The following is an 18,200-nucleotide window of genomic DNA, read 5'->3' on the forward strand; positions in this document are numbered from 1 at the left end:
GCGATCAGCCCAGGTACCGGCCCGAGGAGACCGACGAGGCGAGCGAGCCGCCCCGGGAACGAGTCTGCACCATGTACATCTGCAGGCTCCGCCCGGGGCACTCGGTGGAGCGGATCTCCTGGTGCGTGTACACGCGGGAGAGCGGCACGCGGTAGCGGGCCATCTCCTGGGCGAGGAACTGGTCGAGCGAGCCGAGGGCCTGCGGCGTGGGCCGCTGCTCGTTGAAGTTGCCCAGCACGAGGATCCCGATGTTGTGCTCGTTGTTGTCCTGGACGTGCGCGCCCTGGTAGACGACGCTGCGGGCCTCCCACACGCGGCCCTGCGGGTCGATCACGTAGTGGTAGCCGATGTCCGCGAACGGCAGGGGCCGGCGGCTGATGTGGCCACGCCGGATCTGCTCCAGCCGGGCCGTCACATCTGAGGTCGACCGCAGCGCCACGGGCGGTAGGCCATCGTGGTGGACGGTGATCCGGCTTACACCGTTCATCGCGTTGATCTCGCGCGGGCGGGCCACGCCGGCGGAGGTCCACTGCGTTCGCGGGATCACGCCGACGCTCTCGCCACGGGCGATCGTCGGGGGGGGCGCGACAGGGACCACGGGCTCGGCCGTCATGTTCCACTTCGGACCGGGGAGCGCCGCCTCGGTCTCGCGGCGGGTGCCGCAGCCCGAGAGCATGAACGCGCCGATCGCGAGGCCCCCGCCGAGCATTGCCTCCCGTCGGGTGATCGCGAGTTGCTTGTGATCAGTTCCCATGGCCTACCCCGTGCTCCCTGCGCCAAGCGCCTCGACGACTGTGATCCTCCATGACTGCATCGGCAATCCGGCTGGATCCGCGCAAATCTTGGCGCGAGCCCTACTTGCCCGGTTTTCGGCCGTTCCCGGCCGTTGCCGCCACAGGAATCTCCACCCCGCTGGGGCGGCCCTCCTTTGCAGTGTACGCGACACCGGCCGGCGTGTTCCGGCTCGCCGCGGAGCCCGTCAATCAATGGTCCCGACCGGCCTGTTACGGCCGGTCTTCACCCCCCGGCTTGGTGCCGCAAGGTCCGCATATCACCCGATTTAGGGTGCACCTGAGCCATCAGCCGCCGTCGCGCCGGAGCCACTCTTCCTCGTGACGCTCCTGTTCCTGGGCGAGGCGTCCACGCTCCTCCAACAAGCTCGTGCACCGGTCGCGGTCGCGGTACACCTCTTCGGTGTCGAGCAGCGTGTCGATCTCGACCAGGCGTTTGTTCAGACGGTTGATCTCGGCTTCGAGTTTCTCGGCCGGCATCCAGGAGAGCCCCCCCGGGGTCCCCCCATGTTTTCCCTTCGCCGGCTTGCTCCCCCGCGGCGGCTCAGAGGAGGCCTTGGCGGCCTGCTGCTCCCGCTTGCGACGATCCTGGGCCTCCTGCCGGCGGAGGGCCTCCGCGGCATCGGCGTCGCGCTGCTTGCGGAGCTGCTCCTGTTTGCGGTGCCATTCCGTGTAGTTCCCGACGAAGACCTCGCAGCCGCCGTGGCCGTCGAGGACGAGCAGGTGGTCGCACGTCGAGTCGATCAGCGCCCGGTCGTGGCTGATCAGGATGACCGTGCCCTCGTACCCGTCCTCGTCCTCATCGGGGAGCGCGATCGCCTCTTCGAGCCGCTCGGCGGACGAGATGTCCAGGTGGTTGGTCGGCTCGTCGAGGATGAGCACGTTCTTCGCGCTCGCCAGCAGGGCCGCCAGCCGTGCGCGGCTGCGTTCGCCGCCGCTCATCACGCCCAGCAGCTTCTCCTGGTCGTCGCCCCCGAACAGGAACGCGCCGGCGAGATTCCGTGCCGCCTGCTCGCTCATGGAGATTCCCGGGTTCTCCTTCTTGATCGCGGCCTGCAGGAACTGCCACACGACCATGTCCCCGGGCACTTCCTCGCTCATCTGCGAGAAGTACCCGATGGCCACGCTCGCCCCCAGCCTGGCGACGCCGGAATCCAGCGGGAGTTGCCCGAGGATCGCCCGCACCAGCGAGGTTTTTCCCGCGCCGTTGGGGCCGATGACCCCCCACCGCTCGCCACGGGAAATGGTCAGGTTGAGGTCGTGAAAGAGCGTCTTCTCGCCGTGGACAAAGCCCTCTGCCTCCTCGCTCCCCTCGGCGACGCCGCTGCGGAGGATGTACTTCTTCGACGCCCCGCGCACGATCGCGACCTGGTCCCCCGATCGCGGCGCCTTGGGCAGTTCGAGTTTCATGGAACTGAACTCGACGGGCCGCTCCAGCGTGGTGTCCCGCTTGGCTCGCTCCAGCTTGCTCAGGCGGCCCTGGGCCTGCTTGGCTCGCTGGCCCGCCTTGTACTTGCGGATATACGCCTCTTCGTGCCTGAACTTGGTCTGCTGGTTCTCGTAGGCCCGCATCTGGGAGAGGCGTCGCTCGTAGCGGAGCTCGCAGAACGCCGAGTAGTTGCCGGGGTACTCGATGGTCCGGCCGCGTTCGATCTCGACGATGCGGCTCACCACGCTGTCGAGCATGTACCGGTCGTGGCTGACCATCAGCACCGCGCCCCGGTATTCCTGCGTCAGGAACGACTCCAGCCACTCGCGCCCGGCGATGTCCAGGTGATTCGTCGGCTCGTCGAGCAGGAGCAGGTCCGGCCCTTCCAGCAGTAGCTTCGCCAGGGCCAACCGCCCTTTCTGGCCGCCCGAGAGGTTGCCGACCTTCACGCCAAACTGCGAATCGGTGAACCCCAGCCCGTGCAGGATCGCATCGATCTTGTGGTCGACGGCGTACCCGCCCGCCGCCTCGAGTCGCTTCTCGATCGACTCGTGCCGCTTCATGAGGCGGTCGAGCTCGTCCCCCTCGGCGGTCTCCATCGCGTGGAAGACCTGGTCCGCCTCGGCGTGCAACCGGTTGAGTTCGACAAACGCCGACCCCGCCTCCTCGCGCAGCGACCGGGAGGCCTCCAGCATCGGATCCTGGCTGAGATAGCCCGCGCGCGAACCCCGCTGAAGCGAGACCTCGCCCGCCTCGGCGGAAAGGGCGCCGGCGACGATCTTCATCAGCGTGGTTTTGCCGCACCCGTTGCGACCCACGAGCCCCACCCGCTCGCCGGGCTCCATGCCGAACGTCAGCCCGTCGAGGATGACCCGCTGGCCGATGGTGTAGTGCAGGTTGGTCGCGGCGAGGAGCGGCATGAGCCTCGATTATTGCCGCGCGAGGCCGCGCGATCGCCAGGATCCCGCGGACACCGGGCGAATCGCCCCGCTCGACCGGCGGCCGAGGCCGCATAACGTTTCCCCCATGAATCCACTCAGCCACTTCTCGATGCTCCTGGCCCAGGCCGACGCCACCACACCGGCCGCGACTCCGGATGCAGCCCCGAAGGAAGGCGGGTTCGGGAACCTGGAGCACCAGGTCAGCGCCCTGTGGAAGGACCTGCAGCACCTCGCCGTGCAGTACGGCCTCAGCGTGCTCGGCGCGCTGGTGATCCTGATCGTCGCGTGGATCCTCTCCCGCTGGGCCCAGCGGACGATCCGGCGCGCGCTGGACCGGGCCAAGTTCGATCCCACCGTCTCCAAGTTCGTCGGGCACGTCACCCGATGGGCCATCCTGGTCCTGGCGCTGGTGACCTGCCTCGCGGTGATCGGAGTCAACATCACGGCGCTCGCCACGGTGCTGGGGGCCAGCGGCTTGGCCATCGGTCTCGCCAGCCAGGGGGCCCTCTCCAATCTCGCGGCGGGGCTCATGCTGCTCGTCACCCGTCCGTTCCGGGTCGGCGATGTCATCGTGGTCGACGGCTTCCTCGGCATTGTCGAGGAGATCGAGCTCTTCGCCACCAAGCTCAACACGCCCGACAACCGCCGCATCATCATGCCGAACAACTCCGTGTTCGGAAAGGTGATCGAGAACATCACGTTCAACCCGAACCGGCGCGTGGACATCGTCGTCGGCGTCGCGTACTCAACGGATCTCGACGCGGCGAAGGCCTCGATCGAGCGGTCGCTGGCCGGGTCGGCTCTGGTGCTCAAGGAGCCACCGCCGATGATCGTGCTCCGTGAGTTCGGCGAGTCGTCGATCAACTTCGACGTCCGCGCCTGGGCCCCGACCAAGGACTTTGCGCTGGCCAAGCACGACGTCATCAAGGTGATCAAGGCGGGCTTTGACCGCGACGACATCGAGATCCCGTTCCCGCAGCGGGTCGTGTGGATGCAGCGCACCGGCAACGGCGAGGCCTCGCCGCTGGCGTAAGACCACCCGAGGTGCTCTTAGGCCCGCGGAGCACTTCCGGACGAGGATCTCACGCGCGCGAGCCAGTCCGCCCAGATCGACAGCACCAGCAGCATGTACAGCCGCTGGCTGTGGTCCCGCCCCTTCCACGGGAAGATGCCGCGGCCGCCGGCGTCGTCGTGCTCCCTGAGCATCCGCCGCACGTAGCCCATGTTGATCATGGAGTTGATGCCCAGAGCATCGGGCCCGAACGGCTCGCGGCTGGAGAGCCGGTCGTAGAGCAGCGTGCGCAGTCCGCCGTAGTCGGTGCGGAACCAGTCGCCGATGGGAATCGCAAAGCCCATCTTGGGTCGATCAACGATTTCAGCGGGGAGGTACCTGCGGGCGACCTGGCGGAGGAGGCCCTTTCTCCGGCCCTTTGGCATGAGGCAAGAGATTGGAGCATTGATCGCGGCTCGCGCATGGTCGGGCTCGAGCATCGGGGCCCGCACTTCGAGCGCTGCGGACATGGAAGCCGTGTCGGTCTTTCGGAGCAGGTCGCACGGCAGGTAAAACGCCCGGTCGAAGCGCAGCGAGAGCACGTCCATCATGGACTCGTCGGCGGGTGGGAGGCTCGAGAAGGTCATTCCAAAGTGACCAGTCTCGCTCCAACCCGACCCGTTCTCTTGCATGAGACCCAGCAGCGCCGAGTACGGCTGAGGGAAGACCGCGACAAGATCCTTGTACCCACCGTGCGCGGAGGCGTTCAACAGGCGAGACACTCGGTCGAGCCGACGGCCGCGGCCGCCGCCGATTGAGGCCGCGTGCGCGAGCGCCTGCCTGCTCTCATGCGGCAGCCGGCCGAGGCGGCGCAGCCACTTCATCGCCACGTGGCGGTCATAGCCAAGATAGAGCTCATCGCCGCCGTCGCCGGCAAGGGCGACCCTCAGCTCGGCCCGCGCGGCGCGGCTTACCCAGAGCGACGGCAGCAGTGATGAGTCCCCAAAGGGGAGCCCGAGTTGCCGGATGATCGTGACAAGGTCTTCCGCGGGCTTGGGATCGCAATCGAGAATGTGGTGTCGGATGTGAAGATGCGAGGCCGTCCGTGCCGCCGCGGCGGACTCGTCGAGGCCGGTCTCCGGCATGCGAACGGTGTAGGCGCTGATGTCCGGCCGCACTTCGGACGCGTACGCAGCGATCAAGGCCGAATCGATGCCGCCACTGAGGAACAGACCCAACGACACATCGGCCTCAAGGCGGGAGTGGACAGCGCGACGAAGCAACGTGTCGACGTCCGCTTCCGTGAGTTGTTGCCCAGTGGGATTCATGAACTCGTAAGACCATGGTGCCGTCCAGGAGTGATGGCCGAAGCTCGTATGGTCGTCGGGCTGTGCCTCGGGCCATGATGTGATCTGCCCGGCCCGGATCTCGTGAAGCGATGGGGCGGACGGCGCTTGGTTCCACCCGAAGAGGATCCACGGCCGCACACACCCGGCAAGGCTGCTTCTCCAGTAGCCACTGACAGAGACACCATCGAGAGAACCGATGCGGAGTAATCCCGGTACGCAGCACGAGAAGGCGATGAGTGTCGAACCCTCGCATTCGGCCTCAATCGAGTACAGCGGCTTCTCTCCAAAACCATCGCGGGCGACTGTGAGCATTCCTGTCCGGCCATCCCACAAGCCGATGCCGAACATGCCGTTGAGCCGCTCGAAAACGCCGGTGCGCCACTGCCTCCACCCCTGCAGAATCACCTCGGTGTCGCTGTGGTCGGTAACGAACTGGTGGCCCGCGGCTTGGAGTTCCCTGCGGAGTTCGCGGTGGTTGTAGATGCAGCCATTGAAGACAACAGCGACAAAGCCCGTCACAGATTCAGCACCCGGAGTGCGCTGGTAGTGCACGAGATCATCGGGCTCGGCGTGGAAGAGAAGAGCGGCTTGTTCACTTCCAGAGCCCGCATGTCTTCCCTCTGTTTCCGCACGGGGGAACGCCGCCACCATCGGCTGCGTCCCCCCCGCGTGATCGATGATGCTCAGCCGGCGGTGCACCAGCGCCACGTCCACCACCGCCCCATCCGCGCGGACCGCTCGATCCCGGAATCGCCCCTGGCCATCCGGCCCCCGGTGCCGGATCGACTCATCGAGGATGTCCAGCCACGCCTCGGGGATCGCTTCCCGCAGCGGCAGCGCGGCCGCCGCCCGGGCCGCTTCGCCCGGTGGGGTGATCCTCAGGATGCCGCCGATCCCGCACATGCCCGGTCAAGATAGCCAAGTGCGATGACCGGGGTCGGCGGCGAGTCGTTCACCGGCGCTCGACGCGGGCAACGCTCGCCGACCGCGACCGTGGTACGCTGCACCCGGACCGCGGAGAACGCTCGAACTCCAGCATGCACGACGACCGCCCTCAACCCGTCGTCCCCATCCAACCTGCCCTATCGCGCGCCCGCCGGGCCTACCGCTACTACGACCTGCTGCTGGCCGCCTTCGTGACGGTCCTGCTCTGCTCCAACCTCATCGGCCCCGGCAAGGCGTGCATCATCGAACTGCCGTTCGCGATCCCCCTGATCGGCGCCACTGTCGTCTTCGGCGCGGGGAACATCTTCTTCCCGATCTCCTACGTCTTCGGCGACGTCCTGACCGAGGTCTACGGCTACGCCCGCGCCCGGAAGGTCATCTGGGCCGGGTTCGGCGCCATGATCTTCGCCTCGCTCATGGCGTGGGTCATCATCCACCTCCCGGCCGACCCCGGCACCGCGTACAACACGCAGATCCAGCCCGCCCTCGCCGTCGTCTTCGGCAACACCTGGCGGATCGTCGCCGCGTCCATCCTCGCCTTCTGGGTCGGCGACTTCACCAACTCGTTCGTGCTGGCCAAGATGAAGGTCCTCACCCGCGGCCGGTGGCTGTGGACCCGAACCATCGGCTCCACCATCGTCGGGCAGGGGGCCGACAGCCTCCTGTTCTACCCGATCGCATTCTGGGGGATCTGGGAGACGTCGACGCTGCTGAAGGTCAGCCTCTTCAACTGGGCCTTCAAGGTCCTTGTCGAGATCGTGATGACCCCCGCCACCTACGCCGTCGTTGGTTTCCTCAAGCGCGCGGAGAACGAGGATTACTACGACCGCGCCACCAACTTCACCCCGTTCAGCCTCGAAGACTGACCGGTAAAGCACGCCACTCCGCTATGCGCTCTTCTTCTCTGCCCGGGCGGCCCCGTTCGTCCGCGACTCCGCCGCCGGCACGCTCGCTGCCGGGGGCCGGATCGACGCATCGGTCTTGCCCAGCCCAGCCTCACGCAGGCGCTTCGCCATCGCCCGGTCCGAGGAGATCATCCACAGCGTGTGCAGCGTCCGCGAGATCCCGATCGCGATCCCGTACGAGATCACCGTCGCCGACACCCGGTCCACCCCGTCGTGCAGCAGCCCCGAGAGCAGTGCCATCGCCACCCCGTAGAACACCGGCGAGAGCGCCATCCGCTGCGCCTGCACCACCGTCGCATCCCAGAAGAACGACGGCTTGGGCGCCTCGTTGAGCACCTCGGCGGGCGTGTGCCACAGCCGCTTGGGCCAGTGGTTCGCCGTCCAGTGCAGCGCGTAGTACACGACGACATCGATCGCCAGGTCGACGACGAACACGAACGCCGTGATCAGCCACTTCTGGTCGTCGCGGATCCCGATGAACCGCGAGAAGTGCACAGCCACCGCCGTCAGCCCCACCGCGAGCGTGTTCGACAACAGGATGTTGACGTTCACGTTGACGAGGCGTTTCGCGTACAGCCTGCCGAGCCACTTGAGCATGCGGTGCAACTCTAGCCCCCCCGGCCCTGCGCCCCCCCCCCCCGCCAGCCTCCGGCGTGCCAGGCGCACCGCCGCCTCGCTCGCATCCGACCCGATCCCCACACGCCCCGTCCTCGCCGCGGCGACCAGCGTCGTCCCGCTTCCGCAGCAGGGGTCCCACACCACGCCCCCCGGCGGGCAGCACGCGCCCACGAGCATCTCCAGCAGCGCCAGGGGCTTCTGCGTCGGGTACCCCGTCCGCTCTTTCGCCATGTTGTTGATCGACGGGATGTCCAGCACATCCGTCGCCTTCTTCATCATCCCGCGCATCCGGGCGCTCGTCGCCGGCACCCGCGGCGGCTCGAAGTAGTACCGCTCCGGATCGATGCAGTACCACAGGATGTCGTCGTGCTTGCGCGCGAACCGGCGCGGCGACGATCCCCCGAGCCCGTACGACCACACCAGGTGGTTCACGAACCGGTCCTCGCCCAGCAACTCATCCAGCACCACCCGGGCGCGATGGCTGGTCCGCCAGTCCAGGTGGACCAGGATCGAGCCCGTTGGCCTGATGAGCGGGATGGTCGCGGCGAGCCGCTCGCGGAGCCAGGCGATGAAGCCGTCCGTGGATGCAAACCGGTCGTCAAATCGCTCGCGGGTCGCGCGGTTCAGCCTCCGCCCGTTCGCAGGCGACGCCCTTATCTCCCCCGTGTTGAACGGGGGATCGACGTACACCAGGTCGATGCCAAGGCCGCTCCGCCGCACGTGCTCCGCGGCGTCGAGCCAGTCTTGCCGCACAATCGCCGGCCCGGTCGCCACCGCCGCTCCTTCCCATCGGACGGTGTTCTACTTCGCCTTCACCGCGGCCCGCCCCACCGAGTAGTACGAGAACCCAAGGTCCCGCATCTGCGACAACCGGTACAGGTTGCGACCGTCGAAGATCACCTTCCCCGCCATCGTCTTTGACATGCGCTCAAAGTCCGGGCTCTTGAACTCGTCCCAATCGGTGCTGATCACCAGCGCGTGGGCCCCCTCCAGCGCCGCGTACATGTCCTCGGTCACCGCCACCGTCGGCCCGAGTTCCTGGCGCGCGTTCTCGTTCGCCACCGGGTCGAACGCCGCGCACGCCGCGCCGTACCCGAGGGACTTGCGGATCAGCGTCAGCGCCGGAGCTTCGCGGATGTCGTCGGTCCGCGGCTTGAACGCGATCCCCCAGAACGCGATCTTCTTCCCGCTCAGCGCCGACCCGCCCGCCGACTTCCCGCCGAAGTGCCCCAGGATCTTGTCGAAGAACCGGTCCCGCTGGCGCTGGTTCACCTCGTGCACCGACTGGCTCAGCTTCGCGGGCACGCCCGCCTTGTCCCCCATCATGATGCACGCCAGCGTGTCCTTCGGGAAGCACGACCCGCCGTACCCCAGCCCGGGGTACAGGAACTGCGTCCCGATCCGCTTGTCCGAGCACATCCCCTCGCGCACCCGCCCGATGTCCGCCCCGTACGCCTCGCACAGGTTCGCCATCTCGTTGATGAACGAGATCTTCGTCGCGAGGAAGTTGTTGCTCGCGTACTTCACCATCTCCGCGCTCAGCACGTCCATCACAAAGATCGGGTGCCCGTTCCGCACGAAGGGGTCGTACAGGTCCCGCATCTTCTGCCCCACCCACTCCTCCTCCACGCCCACCACCACGCGGTCGGGCTTGTTGAAGTCGTCGATCGCCGCCCCCTCCTTCAGGAACTCCGGATTGTCCGCGATCCCGAACGGGATGTCCTTCCCCGCCCGCTCCCGGATCCGGTCCCGCACCGCCAGCGTTGTGCCCACCGGCACCGTGCTCTTCACCACAACAACCTTGGGCTTCTGCTTCGGCCCCAGGCTCTTGAGCAGGTCCGCCACGTCCTCGGCCGCCTTCATCACGTACGTCAGGTCCGTGTGCCCCCGCTCATCGCTGGGCGTCCCCACACAGATGAAGATCATGTCCGCTTCTTTGTGCGCCTCGACCGCGCTGGTCGTGAACACCAGGCGCCCCGCCCCGATGTTCCGCTCCATCAGGTCCGTCAGCCCCGGCTCGTAGATCGGGCACTCGCCGCGACGGAGCTTCTCGATCTTCTTCGCATCCACATCCAGGCAGGTCACGTGGTTGCCCGTGTTCGAAAGGCACACGCCCGTCACCAGACCCACGTATCCCGTGCCGACCATGCTCAGACGCATCGAGGAACTCCTGCTGCTCGCGCCCCCATTCCCCCGGAACCCCTCGCAGCCCCATCCGCTCCCTCACCGCCGCGAGGGTCCGAGTATAGGAACGCACCAACCGCGCACCATCCCTCGCACACTTCTCATCGACCCCCCCCCCACACGCCTTCATCGGGTGATTACACTCCCCGCCCCATGCCCCAGAGCACCAAACGTTCCCCCACGCGCCCCGCCGCCTCCCGCCGCCGAGCCCGTCGGCCGCTCACCGCCCGCACCGCCGACCGATACGACCTCTACCAACGGGCCGTGCAGTGCCCCGAGGCCGAGGTCGCCTTCGCCGCCCGTGCCTACCGCCGCGCCGTCGGCCGTGCTCCCAGGGTCCTCCGCGAGGACTTCTGCGGCTGCTTCGCCACCGCCTGCGAATGGGCCCGCCACAGCAAGGACCACATCGCCGTCGGCCTCGACCTCGACCCCGAACCCATCGCCTGGGGCCGCAAGCACAACCTCCCCCGCCTCACCCCCGAGCAGCAGTCCCGCGTCCACATCAGCCGCGGCAACGTCCTCACCCCGCCCCGCTCCCCCCGCCCGGACATCGTCCTGGCCACCAACTTCTCCTACTGGACCTTCAAGACCCGCGACCTGTTGCTGCGATATTTCCGCTCGGTCCGCGCCTCGCTCGCCGCCGACGGCGTCTTCATCCTCGACTTCTTCGGCGGCTCCGACGTCCTGCGCGAACTCACCGAGACCACGCGCCACGGCCAGTGGTCCTACCTCTGGCAGCAGGAGCGCTACGACCCCGTCACCGGCGACTACATCTGCCACATCCATTTCAAGTTCAAGAACGGCTCCATGCTCCGCCGCGCCTTCACCTACCACTGGCGGGTCTGGACCATCCCCGAACTCAAGGACCTCCTCGCCGAGGCGGGCCTGCCGAACGTCACCGTCTACTGCGAGGGCGAGGACGCCAAGGGAGAGGGCAACGGCGTCTTCCGTCCCGTCAAGCAGGCCCCCGCCGACCGCTGCTTCATCGCCTACCTCGTCGCCACCCGCTGACCCCGCTCCACCGCCCCCGGCTTCCCTCTCCTACCCTCACGCGAATGTCCGCCCTCCTCGAGGTCCCCGCCGATCTTGCCGCGGTCCAGGATTCCCTGGCCGAGGCGATGTCTCGCGTCGAGCACGTCTTCGACGACGCCCTCCGCTCCGACCTCCCCCCCGTCGAACGCCTCTGCAAGCACGTCGAGCGGTACCGCGGCAAGATGCTCCGCCCCGCACTGGTCATCCTCAGCCACGCCGCCGCCCCCGGCGCCACGATCATCCCCGCCGACGTCCCCGAGTCCGTCCTCAGGCTCGCCGCCGTCTGTGAGATGATCCACATGGCCACCCTCGTCCACGACGACGTCCTCGACGAGGCCGACACCCGCCGCAAGGGCGCCACCGTCAACCGCCTCCACGGCAACGAGGCCGCCGTCATCCTCGGCGACTACCTCTTTTCCGCCGCCTACCGCCTCTGCTCCTCCATCGGCGGCCCCGCCGGCCAGCACGCCTCACTCATGGTCGCCACCACCGGCATGACCCTCTGCGCTGGCGAACTCCTCCAGCTCCACCACCGCGAGAACCTCTCCCTCGACGAGGACACCTACTTCGAGATCGTCCGCCGCAAGACCGCGTCCCTCATCGCCACCGCCTGCCGCCTCGGCGCCGCCGCGAACCTCCCCGGCATCGACCCGGCCACGTCGAACCCCGCCGCCGACCCCTTCCACACCTTCGGCCTCAACCTCGGCGTCGCCTTCCAGATCCAGGACGACATCCTCGACCTCACCGGCACCGAGACCACCGTCGGCAAGCCCGTCCGCAAGGACATCGAGATGGGCAAGCTCACCCTCCCCCTCATCCACCACCTCGCCGCCGCGTCGCCGCTGCGCCGCGGCCGGACGCTCGACCTCCTCGTCGCCGGAGGCGCCGGCGCCCCCCAGGCCCTCCTCTCAGCCCTCGAGGAAACCGACTCGATCCATCACGCCCGTCAGACCGCACGGCGACTGGTCGACGAGGCCAAATCGGCCCTCGCCCACGTCCCCGACTCCCCGCCCAAACGCTTCATGCTGCTGATGGCCGATGCCGTCATCACCCGCTCGTTCTGAGGCGCCCCCGCTGAACCCATCCCACCCGCCACGACCCGCGCCCCACGGGCCCCGGTCGGCCGATACCCGGCACCCATCGAGAGAGTCCGCCATGACCACCACCCCGAACATCGCCATCGTCGGCGCCACCGGCGCCGTCGGCCGCGAGATGCTCACCGTCCTCGAGCAGCGCCAGTTCCCCCACGCCGCCCTCACCCTGCTCGCCTCCGAGCGCTCCGCCGGTGTCGCCATCGACTATCGCGCGAAGCCCCACACCGTCGAGCCCCTCAGCGAGCGATCCTTCGACTCCATGCGCCCCGGCGACATCGCCCTCTTCTCCGCCGGCTCCTCGATCTCGAAGAAGTTCGGCCCGATCGCCGCCGACCGCGGCGTGGTCGTCATCGACAACTCCTCCGCCTTCCGCATGGACCCCGGCGTGCCGCTCCTCGTCCCCGAGGTCAACCCGGATGCCCTCGGCCCCGGCTACCGCATCATCGCCAACCCCAACTGCTCCGCGATCATCCTGCTCGTCGCCCTCACCCCGCTCCGCCGCGCCTTCGGCATCGATCGCATCGTCGTCTCCACCTACCAGGCTGCCTCGGGCGCCGGCGCCAAGGCCATGGACGAACTCCTCTCCCAGTCGCGCGAGGCGCTCGCGGGCCGCCCCGTCTTGCCCGGCGCCCACTCCGGCGGGGTCTTCCACGAGCCCTACGCCTTCAACCTCTTCTCCCACAACGCCGCCGTCGATCCCTCCACCGGCCTCAACGGCGAGGAGCAGAAGATGGTCGACGAATCCCGCAAGATCTGGAACGACCCCGCCCTCCGCCTCGCCCCCACCTGCATCCGCGTCCCCGTCCTCCGCGCCCACGCCCAGGCGATCAACCTCACCCTCAGGACCCCCACCACCGAGACGCACCTCCGCGACGCCCTCGCCCGCGGCGCCGGCGTCCAGATCGTCGACGACCGTTCCAACAACCTCTTCCCCACACCCCTCAAGGCCTCCGGCAAGGACAACGTCCTCGTCGGCCGCATCCGCCCCGACCCCACTCAGGACCGCGGCCGAGGCTGGGATCTCTTCATCGCCGGCGACCAGCTCCGCAAGGGCGCGGCCCTCAACGCGGTCCAGATCGCCGAGATCCTCCTCCAGCGCCGGGCCCGCTGAAGCCGCCTTACCTCGCCCCTCCCACCCCGACCCGCATCAGATCATCGCTGATCGCCCCGATCGCGCGGAACATCTCCTGCGCTGCATCCACCATCCCATCCGCCTGCTCCGGCGTGAACCCGATCTCCCCCATCTTCGTCTTGAACATCCCCCACTCTTCCCGCTGCCGCGCCCCGTACGGATCCAGGTACGTGTCCCCCGTCCCGGGCGTGAGCTCGTACGCCTTCCGCACGTTCCGCGCGATGAACTGTCCGCCGTTGTGGCTCCCCTCCAGCACGTAGTGCATCCCCAGCAGCATCACCGGATCGCCTCCCCTGAGCTCGTCGATCCGCTCGCACAGCGCCGCCGTCGCCGGCAGCACCGCCTGTTCCACTTCGAACCCAAGCGCCCTCAGGTCCGCGGCGATCCGCGCCTCATCAAACTGCTCCCGCGTCACCACCGCCTCGATCGCCGGACACCCCGCCGCGCGCTCCCCGATCGCCGCCTCCAGCGCCCGGTGCACGTGCAGCATCTGCCCCAGCCACGCGCCGTACATCTCCCGCGGCAACTGACCCTTCGCCAGCAGCCGCTGCAACTCGTTCTGCTCGGCCGCCGCGTGCAGCCCGCTCGTCTCAACTTTGAGCCGCTCCATGATCCCGGTAGCCCCTGCGTTCCCGGGGGTCCCGGAAGTCCCGTGAGTTCCCGGCTGCGACGTCGTGTTCATGCCTAACTCTCCAGCTCGTTGACCGCCAACCAGTTCACTGCGAAGTCATCGCCCGGTACGCCACCACCGCCGCCGGCACGGCGAGCCACAGCAGCCCCTTGACCAGGAAGAAGCAGAACCCCGCGAACCCCAGCCGACACAGCCACTTCCGCCCGGATCCGCCGTTCTCGTGCGTTCCCGCCTCAACGTGGTTCATCACAAGGCTCCTACCCACGCGTTCACGAACGCGGCAATGTCTGCGGGCTCAACCACGCCGTTCGCGTCGAAGTCCGCCAGCGTCCTCCCGGTCGCAACATCCGCCGCCCACCGGTTGATGTAACCCGCGATATCCGCCGGTTCCACCGTCCCGTTGCAATCCCAGTCCGCCCGCGGCCCGATGCACACGCTCATCTCCAGCCGCGCCGGCACGCCGCCGATGACGGAAGGGTACTCCTTCGTATACCAGTACGGCACCTCTCCGGATTGCTGCTGCTGCGTCACCGCCAGCGACGTCACCATCAGGTTCAGCCGGCCCTGGTCCAGCGACCTCGCCAGGTACTCCCGCACCCCCGCGTTCTCCACGTCCAGTTCGAACGTGAAGTCCGTGTCCACCGGCACCAGCACCCCCGGCGTCAGCGCCGCGGTCCCCACCGCGAACGGCCGCACTTCAAACCGGTCGTCCACGTTGTTCTGAACGTTCGTCATGTTCCCCAGCCCATCAAACTGCGCCGCGAACGCGTTCCTGGTGTTCCGATCCGGGAACGGCGCAGCAAACGAGTGCGGCGATTCCTCCTGGAACGTCAACGCCGTGAACCCGTTCCGGTATCCCACGCCGAACAACTCAACCGGCCGCCCCGCATCCGCATCCACAACCCGCTGCGGATCGGCGATCGGGTAGTACGTCCCCACCGGATCCTGCGTCCCGTCGTACGTGAACGTCTGGTCGCGGCTCACCCGCGCCACCACCCGCGCCGAGAGCACCCGGTAGTTCTGTGTCCCCAACCCCGGCGTCACCGCCAACGAAGTGGTGTAGCCAAGCAGCATCTCGCCGTCGCGATTGTCGAACGACGCCTGGAACTCGCTGAACAGCGGTGAGAACGTCCGTGCCTCGGTCTCGGTTCCCAGCGGGCTCGCCGAGTTGAACGGGTACATCCACCGATCCAGCGTCGGTTGACCGATCACCACCGGAACCGTCCCACCCTCCAATCGAACACCCCCACAGAAAAGCACCGCCACCGCCACACCCAGTCCCACGGCTGCTCGACGATCTGCCACAGGCATCCTCCTGCTATGTTGAGACTCAGTCTCAGCCGACTATACTAGCCCGCACCACCTTCCTGTCAAACCGCTTGTGTTTCAGTCTGACAGGAAGTTCCACCCCAACGCTCCAGCACTCCGCACAAGACACGCGATGACCACCCCCCGCAGCACCCCCCCACGCCACGCCTTCACCCTCGTCGAGGTGCTCGTGGTCATCGCCGTCATCTCTATTCTGCTCAGCATCCTCCTCCCGGGACTCGCGGGCGCGAAAAGCGCCGCTCAACTCACCCGCGAACTTGCCGCCGCCCAGCAACTCACCACTGGCTACTTCCTCTACGCCGACGACCACCGCGGCGTGCTCATGCCCGGCTACGCCCCCGCCAGCATGACCTCCATCCCCTCGCCCCCCGGCGCCAAGCCCCTCACCGTCCTCGATGAGGACGGCGCCCCCATCACCGGAGTCCAGGCCCAGCGCTACCCCTGGCGCCTCTACCCCTACCTCGATTACAACTTCGCCGGCATCTACTTCGATCCCAAGATCCTCAGCCGCTACCGCGGCAGCCCCGACTTCCACTACTACGTCAGCCTCTCCCCCTCCCTCGGCCTCAACAGCACCTTCATTGGCGGCGACGCCGACCGCTACGGATTCAACCCCGCGGCGACCGGCGTCTGGGGCCCCTTCTACCTCACAAGCGTCAGCCAGGCTTCGCGCCCCGACAACCTCCTCCTCTTCGCCTCCGCGCGCGGCGCCGCGCCCGACGGCGATTCCTCCCCCGTCCCGGGCTACTTCCGCGTCGACGCGCCCTACCTGCTCTCGCGCCAGTGGAGCCCCTCGTTCGATCCCGCGCGCGCACCCGGCTCCTTCGGCCACGTCGACCTCCGCTACCAGAAGCGCGCTGTGACCGGCGCCTTCGACGGGCACGCCGCCACGCTCGGCGAAGAACCGCTGCAGGACATGCGCCGCTGGTGCGAGCGCGCCACCACACCGCAGTGGACGCTCGGCACATCGCGATGACCCGCGCTCGATGCCCCGATCCGTCACACACGCTCGTGTGACGCACGCTCGCGACGCACAATGTGGTTGCGTTCATACCCCTAAAATCCGCTGGATTTCAGGACGATTTTTGCAGGCCATCCCGCAAACATCCCGCGATGACGTTCCTCACCCGAGTTTTTTTCCCGTGTTTCACGCGTGTTCGGCGATCCTGGGTTGCTGGACACCGCGCTTTCGAATAGGGTGAATCATCTCTGTGGGGCGCGTGTGTGGTAACCCCGTCCGTTCTGGACGGGCGATAAAAACTGGAGGCTTCAATGCTGCATGCCCAGGCGAAATCGCCGCGCGATGGCGCTCGTGCGTTCACACTCATCGAACTCCTCGTGGTCATCGCGATCATCGCGATCCTCATCTCGATCCTCCTCCCGGCCCTCGCCCAGGCCAGGGCCCTAGCCAAGACCGTCAAGGAGATGGCCGCGGGTCAGCAGAAACTCATCGCCTGGTCTCACTACGCAGGCGACAACAAGGACTCCGCCTTCACCGGCTACATCCCCTGGGCCGCCGGCCACTTCAACAGCCGCGCCGGCGGCTACTACTGGTTCCACCCCGATCCGTGGATCCCGAACCGCTTTCTCGAGGGCAACGTCATCAAGGTCAACGGACTCCGCTTCATGGGCGCCACCGAGATGCCCGCCCAGGCCCTCCAACTCGACGGCAACACCCTCTCCGATTTCCTCACACGCCCCAATGCGCCGACATACCACGAAAGCCCCCCCACCACCCTCTATGACGGCAGTGTCGCCTCCCTTGCCGCGGCGATGGCCTACCACCCCTCCCTCGGCGGCAACTACACCTACGTTGGTGGCAACTGGCACCGCGGCTCGTTCCAGAACTACACCGCGATGGGTGGTGCCGGCGTCACACAGCGCTGGGTCGTCGGCCGTACCGCCGATGCACGCCGTCCCGACAACCTGCTCGTCTTCTCCTCCGCCCGCGGCATCGACATTAAGGCCACCGGCGGCTGGGGCGGCACCAACTACGGCCGCAACCCCATGGCCTACGCCGCAGGCCGCGCCATAGTCCCCGGCTTCTGGGAAATCGTCCCGCCCCGCGCCGGCTACCCCACCAACTCCACCGTCATGCAGTGGGTCCCCACCGACAACTACAACCCCACTACCACGAACCCCGCCAGTTGGGGCTTTGTCGACCCGCGTCATCAGAACAAGGCCGTCGTCGTCACCTGCGATGGGCACGTCGAGATGTTGACGCTTCGCCAACTCCGCGACATGCGCCGCTGGGCGAATACGGCTGACCGCCCGGACTGGGTATTCCGGCCCTAACAGGGTGGCCGCCCTTCAGCCCCCTAGCCCGGCATGGCGGTACCATTCACGATGCAGAGTGTTTTCTCGTGGCTGAGGAGCGACAACAAACAGCAAGCGAAGTTTGTCGGCGCATGTATCCTCCTCGGCGCCGCCACACTCTGGCTGCTCTATACGCTTGTCCCCATTGTCCGATCACAGCCTCGAGCGGAAGAACTCTCGACGCCTGGCTGGATCCTCGCGCGAGAGCTCAATCAAGTCCTGCTGTCAAACCCCAACTTTGCGGATGCAGCATTCGCAGTGGACTCTGAGCCCCCAATCAGGCTCCGGCTTGTCGGTGGCGTGCATACCCACCAAGACCTCCAGGATCTCGAGGCCCGAGCCAGGTCATTGATGTCCGCCCACCCGGATGTGCAGTACGAGCTCGCCGTTGAGATCATGCGATAGGGCTTTCCAGGGCCACTGGGACCCGAATCTCTCACAATCGATCCAACCTGTACCCGAACAAACAGCCGGATAGTGGCCTGTTGGTGGGCGAACCCTGCCTTGTCCACA

Annotated in this window: 16 protein-coding genes; 8 read left to right on the forward strand and 8 right to left on the reverse strand. The window is 67.4% G+C overall.

The genetic code is table 11. The annotated features are described in order from the left end of the window. Positions 1-4: 4 nt before the first annotated feature. Together KF745_05575 and KF745_05580 are read right to left on the reverse strand one after the other, a co-directional pair. On the reverse strand, positions 5-754 hold the full coding sequence (locus KF745_05575) for an N-acetylmuramoyl-L-alanine amidase (GenBank protein MBX3357879.1): 750 nt from the start codon (positions 752-754) through the stop codon (positions 5-7). A 325-nt stretch (positions 755-1,079) separates the two neighbouring features. Beyond that, complete coding sequence (locus KF745_05580; protein MBX3357880.1) at positions 1,080-3,140, reverse strand: ABC-F family ATP-binding cassette domain-containing protein; 2,061 nt, start codon at positions 3,138-3,140, stop codon at positions 1,080-1,082. Positions 3,141-3,246: 106 nt separating this feature from the next. Here KF745_05580 and KF745_05585 point away from each other — a divergent pair, with 106 nt between their 5' ends. Further along, positions 3,247-4,194 (forward strand): mechanosensitive ion channel family protein, encoded by a 948-nt coding sequence (locus tag KF745_05585; GenBank protein ID MBX3357881.1) that lies wholly within the window; start codon positions 3,247-3,249, stop codon positions 4,192-4,194. A gap of 17 nt (positions 4,195-4,211) precedes the next feature. Here KF745_05585 and KF745_05590 read toward each other — a convergent pair whose 3' ends face one another. Beyond that, a complete protein-coding gene (locus KF745_05590) occupies positions 4,212-6,404 on the reverse strand; it encodes a hypothetical protein (GenBank protein MBX3357882.1) in 2,193 nt (730 codons plus the stop codon). A 134-nt stretch (positions 6,405-6,538) separates the two neighbouring features. Here KF745_05590 and KF745_05595 point away from each other — a divergent pair, with 134 nt between their 5' ends. Further along, positions 6,539-7,312 carry a queuosine precursor transporter gene (locus KF745_05595; protein MBX3357883.1) on the forward strand — a complete coding sequence of 258 codons (774 nt, stop codon included), beginning with the start codon at positions 6,539-6,541 and terminating at the stop codon, positions 7,310-7,312. A gap of 21 nt (positions 7,313-7,333) precedes the next feature. Here the strand turns inward: KF745_05595 and KF745_05600 are convergent, their stop codons facing one another. Together KF745_05600 and KF745_05605 are read right to left on the reverse strand one after the other, a co-directional pair. Further along, positions 7,334-8,743 (reverse strand): site-specific DNA-methyltransferase, encoded by a 1,410-nt coding sequence (locus tag KF745_05600; GenBank protein ID MBX3357884.1) that lies wholly within the window; start codon positions 8,741-8,743, stop codon positions 7,334-7,336. Positions 8,744-8,770: 27 nt separating this feature from the next. Beyond that, positions 8,771-10,129 (reverse strand): UDP-glucose/GDP-mannose dehydrogenase family protein, encoded by a 1,359-nt coding sequence (locus KF745_05605; protein ID MBX3357885.1) that lies wholly within the window; start codon positions 10,127-10,129, stop codon positions 8,771-8,773. 177 nt (positions 10,130-10,306) lie between these two features. Between KF745_05605 and KF745_05610 the strand changes: the two genes are divergently transcribed. The 3 genes from KF745_05610 to KF745_05620 are packed head-to-tail and all read left to right on the forward strand — an operon-like array spanning position 10,307 to position 13,390. Further along, positions 10,307-11,164, forward strand: coding sequence for a class I SAM-dependent methyltransferase (locus KF745_05610; GenBank protein MBX3357886.1), 858 nt, complete (start codon positions 10,307-10,309; stop codon positions 11,162-11,164). 44 nt (positions 11,165-11,208) lie between these two features. Continuing rightward, the gene (locus tag KF745_05615) at positions 11,209-12,249 is read left to right on the forward strand and encodes a polyprenyl synthetase family protein (protein ID MBX3357887.1); all 1,041 of its coding nucleotides are present in this window, start codon (positions 11,209-11,211) and stop codon (positions 12,247-12,249) included. Further along, entirely contained in the window at positions 12,224-13,390 is a 1,167-nt protein-coding gene (locus KF745_05620) for an aspartate-semialdehyde dehydrogenase (GenBank protein MBX3357888.1), read from the forward strand. The genes KF745_05615 and KF745_05620 overlap by 26 nt, the downstream gene beginning before the upstream one ends. A 7-nt stretch (positions 13,391-13,397) precedes the next feature. Here KF745_05620 and KF745_05625 read toward each other — a convergent pair whose 3' ends face one another. The 3 genes from KF745_05625 to KF745_05635 are packed head-to-tail and all read right to left on the reverse strand — an operon-like array spanning position 13,398 to position 15,347. Next, positions 13,398-14,093: a biliverdin-producing heme oxygenase gene (locus KF745_05625; GenBank protein ID MBX3357889.1), complete on the reverse strand. Its 696-nt coding sequence runs from the start codon at positions 14,091-14,093 to the stop codon at positions 13,398-13,400. A 34-nt stretch (positions 14,094-14,127) separates the two neighbouring features. Further along, positions 14,128-14,289 (reverse strand): hypothetical protein, encoded by a 162-nt coding sequence (locus KF745_05630; GenBank protein MBX3357890.1) that lies wholly within the window; start codon positions 14,287-14,289, stop codon positions 14,128-14,130. After that, positions 14,289-15,347 carry a hypothetical protein gene (locus KF745_05635; GenBank protein MBX3357891.1) on the reverse strand — a complete coding sequence of 353 codons (1,059 nt, stop codon included), beginning with the start codon at positions 15,345-15,347 and terminating at the stop codon, positions 14,289-14,291. Before KF745_05635 ends, KF745_05630 begins: the two co-directional genes overlap by 1 nt. Positions 15,348-15,483: 136 nt before the next feature. On the opposite strand from KF745_05635, the gene KF745_05640 reads away from it, so the two are divergent. The 3 genes from KF745_05640 to KF745_05650 all read left to right on the forward strand — a co-directional run bounded on the left by KF745_05640 (position 15,484) and on the right by KF745_05650 (position 18,092). Continuing rightward, a complete protein-coding gene (locus KF745_05640; protein ID MBX3357892.1) occupies positions 15,484-16,347 on the forward strand; it encodes a type II secretion system protein in 864 nt (287 codons plus the stop codon). A 296-nt stretch (positions 16,348-16,643) separates the two neighbouring features. Then, positions 16,644-17,666 (forward strand): prepilin-type N-terminal cleavage/methylation domain-containing protein, encoded by a 1,023-nt coding sequence (locus KF745_05645; GenBank protein MBX3357893.1) that lies wholly within the window; start codon positions 16,644-16,646, stop codon positions 17,664-17,666. Positions 17,667-17,717: 51 nt separating this feature from the next. Beyond that, on the forward strand, positions 17,718-18,092 hold the full coding sequence (locus KF745_05650) for a hypothetical protein (GenBank protein ID MBX3357894.1): 375 nt from the start codon (positions 17,718-17,720) through the stop codon (positions 18,090-18,092). Positions 18,093-18,200: the final 108 nt, after the last annotated feature.

The sequence above is a fragment of the Phycisphaeraceae bacterium genome, from assembly GCA_019636655.1.
Classification (GTDB): Bacteria; Planctomycetota; Phycisphaerae; order Phycisphaerales; family UBA1924; genus JAHBXB01.

Coding starts and splice junctions, on each gene's coding strand:
- KF745_05575 (MBX3357879.1), bottom strand. CDS start 754: ATGGGAACTGATCACAAGCAACTCGCGATCACCCGACGGGAGGCAATG.
- KF745_05580 (MBX3357880.1), bottom strand. CDS start 3,140: ATGCCGCTCCTCGCCGCGACCAACCTGCACTACACCATCGGCCAGCGG.
- KF745_05585 (MBX3357881.1), top strand. CDS start 3,247: ATGAATCCACTCAGCCACTTCTCGATGCTCCTGGCCCAGGCCGACGCC.
- KF745_05590 (MBX3357882.1), bottom strand. CDS start 6,404: ATGTGCGGGATCGGCGGCATCCTGAGGATCACCCCACCGGGCGAAGCG.
- KF745_05595 (MBX3357883.1), top strand. CDS start 6,539: ATGCACGACGACCGCCCTCAACCCGTCGTCCCCATCCAACCTGCCCTA.
- KF745_05605 (MBX3357885.1), bottom strand. CDS start 10,129: ATGCGTCTGAGCATGGTCGGCACGGGATACGTGGGTCTGGTGACGGGC.
- KF745_05610 (MBX3357886.1), top strand. CDS start 10,307: ATGCCCCAGAGCACCAAACGTTCCCCCACGCGCCCCGCCGCCTCCCGC.
- KF745_05615 (MBX3357887.1), top strand. CDS start 11,209: ATGTCCGCCCTCCTCGAGGTCCCCGCCGATCTTGCCGCGGTCCAGGAT.
- KF745_05620 (MBX3357888.1), top strand. CDS start 12,224: ATGCCGTCATCACCCGCTCGTTCTGAGGCGCCCCCGCTGAACCCATCC.
- KF745_05625 (MBX3357889.1), bottom strand. CDS start 14,093: ATGAACACGACGTCGCAGCCGGGAACTCACGGGACTTCCGGGACCCCC.
- KF745_05630 (MBX3357890.1), bottom strand. CDS start 14,289: ATGAACCACGTTGAGGCGGGAACGCACGAGAACGGCGGATCCGGGCGG.
- KF745_05640 (MBX3357892.1), top strand. CDS start 15,484: ATGACCACCCCCCGCAGCACCCCCCCACGCCACGCCTTCACCCTCGTC.
- KF745_05645 (MBX3357893.1), top strand. CDS start 16,644: ATGCTGCATGCCCAGGCGAAATCGCCGCGCGATGGCGCTCGTGCGTTC.
- KF745_05650 (MBX3357894.1), top strand. CDS start 17,718: ATGCAGAGTGTTTTCTCGTGGCTGAGGAGCGACAACAAACAGCAAGCG.